Origin of the sequence: Flavobacterium piscis (assembly GCF_001686925.1) — a bacterium.
Classification (GTDB): domain Bacteria; phylum Bacteroidota; class Bacteroidia; order Flavobacteriales; family Flavobacteriaceae; genus Flavobacterium; species Flavobacterium piscis.
In genome coordinates this window covers 237,478-250,777 of the sequence record NZ_LVEN01000012.1, presented here as the reverse complement: position 1 = coordinate 250,777, position 13,300 = coordinate 237,478, and the positions used below count along the sequence as shown (strand labels likewise).

The window sequence follows — 13,300 nt, the reverse complement described above, 5'->3', positions numbered from 1 at the left end:
CATTCCGAGGAACGAGGAATCTCCGTTAGTAGTTCGGCAAAGATTGTTAACTTACTTTATCGAGTTTCTTGCGAAGATCCCTCGTTCCTCGGGATGACAAAAATGCGTTTACCAAAAGAGTAGCGAATCTTAAATTCAAAAAAAAAAATGAATAGAAGACAATTTATAATCGGAAATTCTCTCGCTGTTATGGCGATGTGTCTTCCATTTTCGGCGAAAGCCATTACTTTATGGGATGATCCAAAGCTTTCTGACTTCGAAAAAAGACTTCGACCAGTTGGACGCGCTTTAGAATTCGAAGATTATTATGTTTGGTGCAACAGCCCAATAGAAGGTCCCGATGGTAAAATTCACGTGTTTTTTTCCAGATGGCCCAAAGCAAAAGGCATGAGCGGATGGATCAACAGTTCTGAGATTGCGCATGCAGTTGCTAATAATCCCGAAGGGCCATATGAATATGTAAGTACAATTTTAGCACCGCGAGGCGAAGGTTTTTGGGATGCCACAACCTGTCATAATCCAAGTATTCATTTTGTAGACGGAAAATATGCGCTCTTTTTCATGGGAAATTCCAACGGAAAAATGAATACCAAACGAATTGGTTTAGCCACTTCAGATTCTCTTTTCGGACCCTGGCAAAGACCGGATGAACCGTTATTACTTCCGGGAAAAGAAGGCGAATGGGATGATCTTTTAACCACAAATCCTTCGTTTTTAAAACATCCAAACGGTGAATATTGGCTGTATTATAAATCATTGGATACAGAAAATTACGAACATCCAAAGTTTCCCGTAAAAGGCAACAGAAAATACGGACTGGCGATAGCTAAATCCCTTCACGGACCTTATGAAAAATACGAAAACAATCCAGTAATTGATTTTTCTAAACTAGGAGACAACAAACAATGTGAAGATGCTTTTGTATGGTATGAAAATAAAAAATTCAAAATGCTGGCAAGAGATATGGGCGTTTTTGGAATTGATTACGGATTGTACATGGATTCTGATGACGGGAAAAACTGGAGTAAACCCCAAATTGCCTATCAGCCCTTAAATAAATATATCAATCAGCCCGAAGCGCCCAAACATTTAAATCGGTATGGAAGGGTAGAACGTCCGCAGTTGTTGTTCCAAAACGGGAAACCAACTTATTTATTTACTGCTTCGCAAGGAGGGAAATACGAAACGGCTTCGGCCTTTATTTTTAAAATAGTTTAAAAGAAAATTAATTTATATAATTAAAAAATGGAAAATAATACAACAGTAAGAAATGCTTTTACGATGAAATTAAAACCGGGTTTTGAAGCCGAATATAAATTACGTCACGATACAATTTGGCCGGAATTGCAAACATTACTTTCAGAGAGTGGAATACAGGATTATAGTATTTTTTTAGACGAAACAACCTTAACACTTTTTGCAGTTCAAAAACTTAGCAAAGACTTTGATGTTGATTTTTTACCCAATCATCCCATAGTAAAAAAATGGTGGAGTTATATGGGGGATATAATGGAAACCAATGAAGATAATTCGCCAAAAACTATTGTGTTAAAAGAGGTTTTTCATTTGGATTAAATGACTAAATTGTTCGCCAAATAAAAATAAAAAAAGAATGAAAAATACTATAAAATTTTACGCGCCCTTTGCATTATCAGTATTAATTTTTGCGAACTGTAATGCGCAGAAAAAATCAAACGGAAATACAATTGTTTTAAAAAACACCTCTACTATAGAAGTGCCTCAAAAAGCTATTTCGATAAAAAGAAATCAACTGTCTGTAAATAACCAAACAGGAACGTATCCTGTTTTAATATATAAAAACGATACAATTCCGGCACAGGTTAATGATTTGGATGGCGACGGAAAATGGGACGAACTTTTTATAGTAACAGATTTTGCTCCGAAAGAAGTTAAAACAGCAACCTTAAGCTGGTCAGATACAGATCCTAAATTTCCAATAAAAACGAGTGCAAGATTCGGAAAGAGAGAAGCTAAAAACCTGCCTGTTCATCCTGCAACCGATGAAGTGTTGATGGCCAATCAGGTACATAAAAAATTAGGTTACCAAAAATACCAAACCGATGGCCCAAGCTGGGAAAATGACAAAGTAGGTTTCAGGCATTATCTGGACGGAAGAAATTCAAAAGATGTTTTCGGAAAAAAAATACCAGCTATTACACCCGAAGATGTTGGTATAAACAGTAAAGGAGCCGTTGAAGACAATTATCACGTGATGTACGATTGGGGAAGAGATATTTTTCCTGTTGGAAATTCAGCCGGACTGGGAGGTTTTGCTTTATTAATTGATAATAAAATCAACAGACTCGGAATTATTGGCAGCGATACCATAAACAATATCGAGAAAACAACATTTAAAATTGTTAGCGAAGGTCCCGTAAATTCGGTTTTAAGTTATAACTATCAAAATTGGGAAGCTTCAGGAAATAAATATCAGGCACAAGAAACTGCATCGATTTGGCCTGGAATGTACGGTTATAAAAACACTATTTCGGTTAATGGCTTAAAAGGAAATGAAACACTTGTAATTGCATATTCTAATTTAAACAATCAAAACCCTTTGCAGGTAATTAATGCCGGAGATTTTGTATGTTTCATATTACATGATAAACTAACCTATGAACGACAATGGATTTTAGGAACTGCTGTAATTGTACCAAAAGCGGTTTATAAAGGTTACATCGAAGCACCAAAAACAGGAAAACTAACAGATTCCTATTTGATAAAAATCTCTGCAAAAAACAATCAGCAAGTGAGTTATTACCCAATAGCGGGCTGGGAATTAAGCGCAGATAGTAATTTTAAAGATTCGAAGTATTTTACCAATTACGTCACGACATTGGCCAAGCAGCTTTCGGCTAAAATTAAGGTTGAGGTGAAGTAAACGCCTAGTTTGTCATCCTGACGGAGGAAGGATCACACTCGAAACTCGACAAAGAATAACCGTTCAGTTTGTCAAGGATGACAAGATTGCGGAAAACTTTGTCAAAGTTTTAAACTTTGACAAAGTTGAATAGCCGTTCGGTTTGTCATCCCGAGGAACGAGGGATCTCCGCAAGAAACTCGACAAAGTAAATCGCTAATCTTGCGGAGTTTCGAGTGTGATCCTTCCTCCGTCAGGATGACAAGATTGCGGAGAACTTTGGCTACACTCATTAAAAAAAAATAAACTAATACTAACACATAACCAATATGAAAAATATTTTTAAAATTTTAATCTGTATCATAGGATTTTCACAGACATCCTTTGCGCAGCATTATGCAAATGATACATTTCCGGATGGAAGCGAAATCACCAATTGGTTTAAGGATTATTCTAAAATTCAGTTGAAAGATCTGGGCAAAAAATACACCATTACAGATTTTGGAGTAGGAAAGGATAGTACCAAAATTCAAACAATTGCTATTCAGAAAGTAATCGATAAAGCCGCTGCAAATGGAGGTGGAGTTATTATAATACCAAAAGGAGTTTACTTAAGCGGGGCTTTATTTTTTAAACCTAAAACGACTTTATATGTTTCTGAGGGCGGAGTTTTAAAAGGTTCAGATAATATTGCCGATTTCCCAATAATGCCATCGAGAATGGAAGGACAAAATTTGGATTATTTCCCCGCTTTGGTCAATGCATACGGAGTCGATAATTTTTCGATTTCAGGAAAAGGAACTATTAATGGAAATGGAAAAAAATATTGGGATGCTTTTTGGGCGCGACGCAAAGAAAATCCAAAATGCACCAATCTCGAAGTTTCAAGACCGCGACTGGTTTTTATATGGAACTGTAATAACGTGCAGCTTCAGGATGTAAGACTAATAAATTCCGGTTTCTGGACGAATCATTTTTATAAATGTAATAATGTAAAACTGCTTGATCTTTATATTTTCTCACCTCACATTAGCTCAAAAGCCCCAAGTACAGATGCGATCGACATTGATATTTGCACTAACTTTTTAGTAAAAGGCTGTTACCTTTCGGTTAATGATGATGCAATTGCCTTAAAGGGAGGGAAAGGACCTTATGCCGATCAGGATAAAAACAACGGACCAAATGCCAATATTATCATCGAAGATTGCAATTTTGGATTCTGTCATTCTGCGCTAACAAACGGAAGCGAATCTATTCATAACAAAAACGTAATTATGCGTAATTGTAAAATAGAAGGTGCTTCGAGATTATTATGGCTAAAAATGAGACCCGACACACCACAGCGATATGAATATATAAGAGTGGAAGATATAAAGGGACAAGCCAAAACCTGTCTGGCTGTTTTTGCCTGGAAACAATTTTTTGATTTAAAAGGCCGTCCTGATGTTCCATTGTCTTACGGAGATCATATTACTTTAAAGAATATTGATCTTAAATGTGATACTTTTTACGGAGTAGAAAATGATCCAAATGTTCGTTTATCGAATTTTGTATTTGAAAATTTAAACATTGAGGCAACTAAAACTGATATTGATAAAAGCATTATAAATGGAGTGAATTTTAAAAATGTTTATGTGAATAAACATTTGGTTGAGTAGTTTTTCCTCAAATTCTCAACAAAATTCAGATCGATATGGAGCAAAATGTTAAATTTTTGTGTCGTTTTTTGTAATTGAGATAAAAAATAACAAATTATTTTCAGTCATTTATTAGACCTCGTGTAAGCCTCTCTTTTTATAGTTGCTAAAATAAGTAGTTGATTAGTAGTTGTTTGGTTCTTGTGTGGTTCGCAAAAAAAAGCGAGGTAAATTTAATGTTAACGGGAACCCTGAAAAACACTGATAATTTTAACGTGAAATATGTTGTAACTATCAATCAAACTTTTATTTTTGCGGCTTAATTTAATCATTATAAGCATGAAAGATCTATTAGTAAAAATCAACGCCGAAATTGACACATTTAGAGCAGAAGCTGAATCTTTAACAGAAAAAGGTGTTAAAGCTGCTGGACCAAGAGCTCGTAAAGCTACTTTAGAAATTGAAAAACTTTTAAAAGAGTTTAGAAAAGTTTCTATCGAAGAATCAAAAAAATAATATTTTTATTCAAAATAAAACCTCGTTTAAGCAATTAAACGAGGTTTTTTTATGGGAAAAAGGTTTGAATTGTGAGTTATGAATTGTGAGTTATGAGTTAAGAGTTAAGAGTTATGAATTATAAGTTATAAGTGAATAATTCTACAACGCAGTGCATAACTCCAAACTCCAAACTCCAAACCCATAACTAATAACTCATAATTCATAACTCATAACACATAATCCCTAAGTCCACAGTCTTTTAATTTTTTAATGCTTTCCGCTACAGTCAATGCATTGAGATTAGCACCTTCTGCACCAGTGTGCGTATGATCTTTTGGGAAAAAGGCTTTTACTTTTTCTTTGCCTAAAGCTTCGTATTTTAGGGCAACTATTTCATTCAAATCGATATAGAATACTTTTTCCTTTTCGGCTGCTTCTTTCGACCAATTTCCGTACGTATCACTTCTTCGTTCTACTTTATCGTTTGGCCATTCATTTCTTGGCGTTTGGCTCAAAACAATAGGTATAGGGCCTTTTTCTTTGGCTTCACGAATAAATTTGGCCATGTACCACCCAAAAGTATGTACAATTTCTTTAGAGCCATCTGCAAGGGTAACTTCCTGTGTTTCGTCGCCATTTCCTTTAAGAGAACCTCTAAATTTTTCCTTATCAATAGCCCCTGCATCATTATGCCCAAACTGAATCATTATATAATCCCCGGGCTGTAATTGTTCTTTAACTTCATTCCAAAGGCCTTCATGATCAAAAGTTCGGGTACTTCTGCCGCCTCTGGCTTTATTAATCACTTCAATTCTTGTTGTATCGCAATACTTAGGAAACGGAACTCCCCAGCCCACGGCATTTTGATCGCCATTATTGTTGGCCATTGTAGAATCTCCAACTAGATACACTTTCTTTTTGGCGGGAAGTACAATTTTTGGATCTTTTAAAATGTAATTTTTCAAAGAGTTTTTACTTTCTTTTAGTTGATCAATAATTACCGAAGCAGAAAGTACCGCACCTTTTGCTGAGGTATGCGTATGGTCTTTTTTATAAAAGTAAGTTCCCGTTACTTTTTGTTCGCCCAATTTTTCCATTTCCAGAGCCATTTTATCATTCAAATCGATAAAAGTCACTTTCTCTTTCTCTGCAATTTGTTTGGCCCATAAACCATATGATGTATTGTTACGGGGCACTTTCCCTTCTTTCCAGTCGTTTCGCGGAATTGGAGAACAAACAATCGGAATCGCTCCTTTTGATTTTGCCTCACGAATTACTTTCTGAATATACCAGCCGTAACTGTGTACGATTTCATGTTTTTTGGTCAGGATATTATCAATTTCCCGAGTTTCGTTTCCGATTCCTTTTATCGTTCCGCGGGCGCGAAGACTATCGTTTAAAGGCCCATCATCATTATGTCCAAACTGAATCAGGACGTAATCTCCTTTTTTGAGTTTATTTAAAACCGCAATCCACAAGCCTTTATCCTGAAAAGTTCGGCTGCTTGTACCGCCCAAAGCATGATTTTCGATATTGAGTTTTGTGGTATCTAAAAATTGACCAATATAATCGCCCCATCCCCAAAGTCCACCGGAACCATCGCCTTTGCCATTTTTTACAGTAGAATCTCCCACCATAAAAACAGTTGGTTTATTTTCTTGTTTTAAAGTGAAATTGAAAAAAAGGAAAGCCAGAGATAACAGGGCTAATAGTTTAATTGATTTCATGAAATATGATATTTTATTTAAAAGTAATTGTTTAATAGGTTTTAATAATCGTAACTCAAAAAGACTAAACAAAAGTTCGACTTCGCTATCAATGAAGTTTTAATTTCAAGCCACTCGTTTCATCTGCGTACTTTTTTCGCAATCCCTTAGCGACCTCAAAGCAAAGCGAAATACAAAACAAAAACCTTGCGAACTTAGCGTAAACCTTAGCGCTCCTTGCGGTAAAAGTCATTTACATTTTCAGGCTAAGCGAAGCGAAAGCCTTATCAGGAAACCTAAAACTTTTTTACAGCATAGTTAATTTGATATTATTTCAAAACTAGGAGTTCTGTTTTTATAAAGTATCCTGTACTATGATGTTAAAAAATAAGAATATTATAAATTATTATATTGCGAAAATCAGGTAGGTACAGGATACTATACCACTAAAAAACAAAGAAATTGCATCCACGTTACAGCATTCATAAAATTAGAACAGAATAATTATATTATCCGAATTTAAGGATAATTCATTTTTTACAACGCTATGAAAATTAAAAAACAATCTATTCAAACCCTGGCAGCTTTATTAATGTGTTCACTCGTTACGTTTGGACAAGAAAATAAAACACCACGCAAAATACATTACGCGCCGGAGGGAAATAGTTTTGTTTTAAAAAATGGCACCCGAAAATTCAACAGAGCGTTGTACGGTTCTAATACAGGATTTAGGGTAGAAACAGGCGATTTGCCTGAGTTTGCAATGTATATGCCGGGTATGGGAGGAAACTTAAAGTTAGGTATCGTAAACGGAAACGAAAGCAAATGGATTACTGAAACTTCAAAAATTGATACCCGATATGTCTTAGGCACAATGCATTATACCATTGAAGACCCGATTTTAGGAAACGGAAAATTATTTGTAGATGTCGTCGCCTTAAAAGAAAACGAAGGTTTTGTCGTAAAAGTATATGGTAAAAACCTATCAAAAAACAGCAGCTTAATTTGGGCTTTTGGCGGAGCAACCGGAAAAAAGTTTAGCCGTGACGGCGATATTGGCGCTGATCCTGAATCGGTTTTCTATCTGCAGCCTGATTATTGTAGCAATAATAAATACACGATCAAAAAGCAATCATTTCTGTTAGAATATGGTTCAGAAAGCAACAAACAAAAAACAGGAAACAATAAAAACCTTAGCGGATTTTTTCCGGAATCTGTAGCACATTTAGCCAATGCAAAGTCTCAGAAAACCCCATTAGAACTTTACAATTCAAATCCCGAATCGCTGAGTCTCATTACAGGAAAAATAAAATCAATTACAGAAAAAGGCGATTATTGGCTGTTTTTGGCAGAAGATTCCAAAACAAATTACAATCAAAAAAATATAGCACAACTTTACGAAAAGTCAGTTCAGCAAACACAGCTTTTGGCCAATAGAGTCAAGGTTTCGACTCCGGATCCTTACATCAATACTTTAGGATCTGCACTTGCAATCGCTGCCGACGGAATTTGGGAAAGTCCAGCCTATCTTCATGGTGCCATTGCCTGGAGAATGTATTTAAATGCCTGGCGAGGTGCTTATACAGCAGATCCTTTGGGCTGGCATGACAGGGCAAAAACGCATTTTACCAGTTATAGCAATTCGCAGGTGACAAGTCCGGAAAGTGGCCCGATTGTGTTGGATGAAGAAAGAAATTTAGCCCGCCAAAAAGAAGAAATAGGAACATCCATGTTCAGTAGCGGATATATCAGCAGAAGTCCGAATAAGAATAACGTTGCGCATCATTATGATATGAATCTGGTTTTTATAGATCAAATGCTCAGACATTTTAAATGGACAGGTGATACCGCATTTATAAAAGAAATGTGGCCTACAATCCAGAGACATTTAAACTGGGAAAAAAGAAATTTCGATCCTGACGGAGACGGATTATACGATGCATATGCTTCAATTTGGGCGAGTGATGCCTTGCAATATAGTGGCGGCGGAGTCATTCATTCTTCGGCGTATAATTACTATGCGAACAAAACAGTGGCTCAGATTGCAAAGAAAATTCAACACGATGAAAACCCTTTTACCAAAGAAGCTGATAAAATTCTTAAAGCCACAAACAGTCAGCTTTGGGTAGCCAATAAAGGAATTTTTGCCGAATATAAAGATGCTTTAGGAAACAGATTATTGCACGATACACCAGGAATCTGGAGTATTTACCACACGATTGATTCAGAATTATCGAATCCTTTCGAGAGTTATCAAATGCTGGATTATGTCAACAATCAGATTCCGCACATTCCAATTTCGGCAGAAGGATTGGATAAAAAAGACCTTTATGTTATTAGTACCACCAACTGGCAGCCTTATACATGGTCGACAAATAATGTGGCTTTAGCCGAACAATTGCATACCTCTTTGGCGTTTTGGCAAGGCGGACAATCAGAAAAAGCTTTTACAATGTGGGAAAGTGCTCTGGTCGAAAGCATGTATTTAGGAGCTTCGCCCGGAGGTTTCGAGCAGCTTTTGTATCAGGATGCCATGCGTGGTGAATTGTACCGCGATTTTGCTGACCCAATTGGTATGGCTTCACGAACTTTGGTCGAAGGACTTTTTGGGATTCAGCCGGATGCTTTGGCTGAGGTTTTAACCATCAAACCCGGATTTCCTCAAAAATGGAATGAGGCTTCTTTAGCAATTCCGGACATTTCAATTGATTTTAAAAGAGAAAATAAAGAGGAAAAATACCAGATCAAAAATCAGTTTTCGGCTAAAATGAATTTAAATCTGGTTTTGAATTCGTCTTATGAAACTGTGGAAAGTATTACTGTTAATGGAAAATCAGTTTCATGGAAATCGGTTCCCGAAAGCATCGGAAATCCAAAAATAAGTATTGAAGTTCCCTATAATACCTCTTATGAAATTACCATTAAATGGAAAGGAGATTTGATAGAAGAAGTAACTTCAAAAGAAAATTATACTGTAAATGAAATAGTAGAATTGAAAACTTCTAAAGCTAAAATAATATCAGTTTACAATCCACAATTAGTTTTAAGCGAAATTTCCAAAACAGAAAATTCGCTCAAGGCAAAAGTGAATTCGGCAGGTAATAAACTCTTTTTTGTAGAATTGAAGCAAGGAGAATTATCCTGGTGGAAACCCATTCATGTAAATGTAAAATCAGATAATATTTCTAGCAAAGAAGCCACAAACTGGGACGCGCCATTGGACAAACGTGCAGAAACAATTTCGCTTACCTCATTTTTTAATTCAAAAGTGACGGATATTTTCAATTATGAATATTTGTCCCCAAGACCGCAAACGGTGACTTTACAATTACCCAAACAAGGAATCGGGAATTGGTGTTATCCCAATATTTCCGTAAAAATCGATGACAAAGGTTTACGCGAAAAAGCAAAAACAAACGGGCAGATTACAACTCCAAACGGAATTCCGTTTCAAACGCCTTCTGATGAAAATCAAAAAAATATCATCTTCACCTCCATGTGGGATAATTTTCCTGAAAGCATTAATATTCCCTTAAACGGAAAAGCTTCACACGCCTATTTCATGCTCGCAGGAACTACAAACCCAATGCAAAGCCGCATCACAAACGGAGAAATTACCATTAATTATACGGATGGAACTTCGGAAATTCTGCCTCTAAAAAATCCCGAAAACTGGTGGCCTATCGAGCAGGATTATTTTATTGATGGCTTGGCTTTCACGACCGATGCGCCAAAACCGCCAAGGGTTTATTTTAAAACCGGAGAAATTTCGAGAGATTTCAAAGATTTCAAAACCATAAAAGGATTCACAAGTTATGGAGTCGATGGCGGCGCGGGAACGATTTTAGATTTACCATTAGATAAAAATAAAACATTAAAAAACATGACTTTAAAAACCATTGCCAATGATGTGGTGATTGGTTTGATGAGTTTGACTTTGGTGAGGTGATTTAGAATATAGAATATAGAATATAGAGTATAGAGTATAGATTATAGAGTTTAGAATATAGAATATAGAGTATAGAATATAGAGTATAGAGTGTAGAGTATAGAGTGTAGATTTTAGAATATAGATTTTAGAATATAGATTTTGGATCTTAGATTTTGAAATAGAAATTTTTAAGCTCCAGAGGAGCGATATATTTATAGAAACATTTACACCTACCAGCATTCGAGTCCCGTAGGGACGACATATAAATCAAGCCAATAAGAAAATTGGATAACCTATTAAAATAAAAATATGAAACCGCTTAAAATTTTACCGCAAAGCACGCAAAGCTTTTTATGCTTGCGTGATTTATGACAAAGGAAAGTTCGCAAAGCTTTGTATTGATAAAGCTTTGCGAACTTATTTTTTAACAAATATTAGAGATAAAAAACTTGCGTGCTTTGCGGTTAATTTTTTTATTTCAACCTGAAACTATAAACCTAACCAAATGAAAAAACATCTATTAATAATTATATCATTATTCTCGATTTCATTGTCGGCCCAACAGAAAATTAATCGAAAAGCATTAGTAACTAGGCATAATGTTCAAATTACAGCCATCGATACTTTGGCTTCTCTCACAGTTGGTAACGGTGCTTTTGCTTTTACTGTTGATGCTACCGGTTTGCAGACTTTCCCTAAAAAATATCAACACGGAATTCCGTTAGGAACACAATCAGAGTGGGGTTGGGACAGTTATAAAAATACCAATAACTATAAATTTTCAGAAACCCTGAGAGATTACAAGCAATACGGCAGGGATATTTCGTACACGGTTCAGATAAAAGAACCAGCCAGAAAAGTCGAAGCGGTGAATTGGTTTCGCCAGAATCCGCATTTATTGCAATTGGGAAATTTAGGTTTTGAGATTACAAAAAAAGACGGAACTCCGGCAAAACCCGAAGATATTAAATCGATTGCCCAAAAACTAAATTTATGGACAGGGGAAATAGAAAGTTATTTTGAAGTAGAAGGAATTCCCGTAACAGTTCTTACGGCTTCGCATCAGGAAAAAGATGCCATTGGTGTAAAAGTAAAATCAGATTTATTACAGCAAAAACGCTTAAAAATTAGTTTAAGAATTCCGTTTCCCACAGGAGATTGGGCAGATATGGGAACAAAATACGAAGGCAAGCAGGATTATAAAAGTATTCTTCTAGAAAAATCGAAAACTGAAGCTATTGTAACTCACGTAATGGACAGTATTTCATATAACGTAAATTTGAGTTGGAAAGGAAATGCAGAGATTAAAAAAACTGCAGATCATTATTTTGTGATCGAAGCATCCAATACTAATACTTTAGAATTAAGCTGTCTTTTTGCTTTAGCAGATAAAAAAATACCAAATTCTTCTTTTACAGATATTGAAAACAGCAGTATAAAAGGTTGGGAACAATTCTGGAAAAGTGGCGCTGCCGTAGATTTTTCAGGCAGTACAGATCCGCGAGCCAAAGAATTAGAGCGCCGGGTAATCCTTTCACAATATTTGACGAAAGTGCAATGTACAGGAAAAGTGCCACCTCAGGAAACAGGTTTAACGTACAATAGTTGGTACGGAAAACCGCATTTAGAAATGCATTGGTGGCATGGTGTTCACTTTGCACTCTGGAACAGACCTGAGTTACTAGAGAAAAGTTTACCGTGGTATCAGAAAGTTTTTGATAAAGCCAAAAATATCGCCAAAAGGCAAGGTTTTGAAGGTGCAAGATGGCAGAAAATGGTTGATGCAGACGGGAACGAAAGTCCGTCATCTGTAGGTTCATTTTTGATTTGGCAACAGCCACATTTTATTACTTATGCTGAATTGATTTATCGTGCCAAACCTACTTCAGCAACTTTAAATTTATATAGCGAGCGTGTTTTTGCAACGGCAGATTTTATGGCTTCTTTTGCCCATTACGACAGCAAAACAGATCGTTATGTTTTAGGACCAGGTGTTATTCCGGCTCAGGAACGTTTTAAGGCAATGGAAACTTTCAACCCAACTTATGAGTTGGCTTATTGGAACTGGGCTTTGAAAACAGCAATCGCCTGGAAGAAAAAATTAAACCAAAAAGTACCTGAAAAATGGGAAAATGTTTTGGCAAAACTATCTCCGTTACCAGTTTTAGATCAGGTATATCTGGCCACAGAAAGTGCCAAAGATTCGTATACTAATCCGGAATTCAAAACCGATCATCCATCGGTATTAGGAACTTTCGGAATGCTTCCGGAAACATCCCTTTTAGATAAAAAAATCATGAAAAATACTTTCGATCTGGTTTGGAAAACGTGGTCATGGGATAAAACATGGGGATGGGATTTCCCAATGACAGCTATGTCGGCAGCACGTTTACAAATGCCTGAAAAAGCTGTTGATGCATTATTTATGAATGTAACGACAAATACGTATTTGAAAAACGGACACAATTATCAGGCAGAAAGATTAACGCTTTACCTGCCCGGAAACGGAGGATTGCTAACCGCTGTTGCTATGATGTGCGCCGGTTGGGACGGAAGCACAGAACAAAATCCGGGTTTCCCAAAAGACGGAACCTGGAAAATACAAAGCGAAGGATTTAAAAAGATGTTTTGATTTGATGGGCCACGG

8 protein-coding genes are annotated in these 13,300 nt (G+C 36.2%); 7 read left to right on the top strand and 1 reads right to left on the bottom strand.

The annotated features are described in order from the left end of the window. The first annotated feature begins 147 nt into the window (after positions 1–147). From FLP_RS08075 to FLP_RS08055, 5 genes are all read left to right on the top strand, one after another. A complete protein-coding gene (locus FLP_RS08075; RefSeq protein ID WP_123921655.1) occupies positions 148–1,218 on the top strand; it encodes a glycoside hydrolase family protein in 1,071 nt (356 codons plus the stop codon). Positions 1,219–1,245: 27 nt separating this feature from the next. Then, positions 1,246–1,575, top strand: a complete 330-nt coding sequence (rhaM, locus tag FLP_RS08070) for an L-rhamnose mutarotase (protein WP_065449007.1) — start codon at positions 1,246–1,248, stop codon at positions 1,573–1,575. A gap of 37 nt (positions 1,576–1,612) precedes the next feature. Further along, positions 1,613–2,902 carry a DUF4861 domain-containing protein gene (locus FLP_RS08065; protein ID WP_065449006.1) on the top strand — a complete coding sequence of 430 codons (1,290 nt, stop codon included), beginning with the start codon at positions 1,613–1,615 and terminating at the stop codon, positions 2,900–2,902. Between the two features lie 308 nt (positions 2,903–3,210). Continuing rightward, entirely contained in the window at positions 3,211–4,539 is a 1,329-nt protein-coding gene (locus FLP_RS08060) for a rhamnogalacturonidase (protein WP_065449005.1), read from the top strand. A gap of 318 nt (positions 4,540–4,857) precedes the next feature. After that, positions 4,858–5,034: a histone H1 gene (locus FLP_RS08055; protein WP_055095391.1), complete on the top strand. Its 177-nt coding sequence runs from the start codon at positions 4,858–4,860 to the stop codon at positions 5,032–5,034. 209 nt (positions 5,035–5,243) lie between these two features. On the opposite strand, the gene FLP_RS08050 is transcribed toward FLP_RS08055, so the two are convergent. Then, a complete protein-coding gene (locus tag FLP_RS08050; protein ID WP_065449004.1) occupies positions 5,244–6,743 on the bottom strand; it encodes a rhamnogalacturonan acetylesterase in 1,500 nt (499 codons plus the stop codon). Positions 6,744–7,269: 526 nt separating this feature from the next. Here FLP_RS08050 and FLP_RS08045 point away from each other — a divergent pair. Together FLP_RS08045 and FLP_RS08040 are read left to right on the top strand one after the other, a co-directional pair. Beyond that, on the top strand, positions 7,270–10,671 hold the full coding sequence (locus FLP_RS08045) for a DUF4450 domain-containing protein (RefSeq protein ID WP_065449003.1): 3,402 nt from the start codon (positions 7,270–7,272) through the stop codon (positions 10,669–10,671). A gap of 487 nt (positions 10,672–11,158) precedes the next feature. Then, positions 11,159–13,285 (top strand): hypothetical protein, encoded by a 2,127-nt coding sequence (locus tag FLP_RS08040; protein WP_065449002.1) that lies wholly within the window; start codon positions 11,159–11,161, stop codon positions 13,283–13,285. The last annotated feature ends 15 nt before the right edge of the window (positions 13,286–13,300 follow it).

Bases quoted from the DNA above. Each gene is read 5' to 3' on its own strand.
- FLP_RS08075 (WP_123921655.1), top strand. From the start codon at position 148: ATGAATAGAAGACAATTTATAATCGGAAATTCTCTCGCTGTTATGGCG.
- rhaM (WP_065449007.1), top strand. From the start codon at position 1,246: ATGGAAAATAATACAACAGTAAGAAATGCTTTTACGATGAAATTAAAA.
- FLP_RS08065 (WP_065449006.1), top strand. From the start codon at position 1,613: ATGAAAAATACTATAAAATTTTACGCGCCCTTTGCATTATCAGTATTA.
- FLP_RS08060 (WP_065449005.1), top strand. From the start codon at position 3,211: ATGAAAAATATTTTTAAAATTTTAATCTGTATCATAGGATTTTCACAG.
- FLP_RS08055 (WP_055095391.1), top strand. From the start codon at position 4,858: ATGAAAGATCTATTAGTAAAAATCAACGCCGAAATTGACACATTTAGA.
- FLP_RS08050 (WP_065449004.1), bottom strand. From the start codon at position 6,743: ATGAAATCAATTAAACTATTAGCCCTGTTATCTCTGGCTTTCCTTTTT.
- FLP_RS08045 (WP_065449003.1), top strand. From the start codon at position 7,270: ATGAAAATTAAAAAACAATCTATTCAAACCCTGGCAGCTTTATTAATG.
- FLP_RS08040 (WP_065449002.1), top strand. From the start codon at position 11,159: ATGAAAAAACATCTATTAATAATTATATCATTATTCTCGATTTCATTG.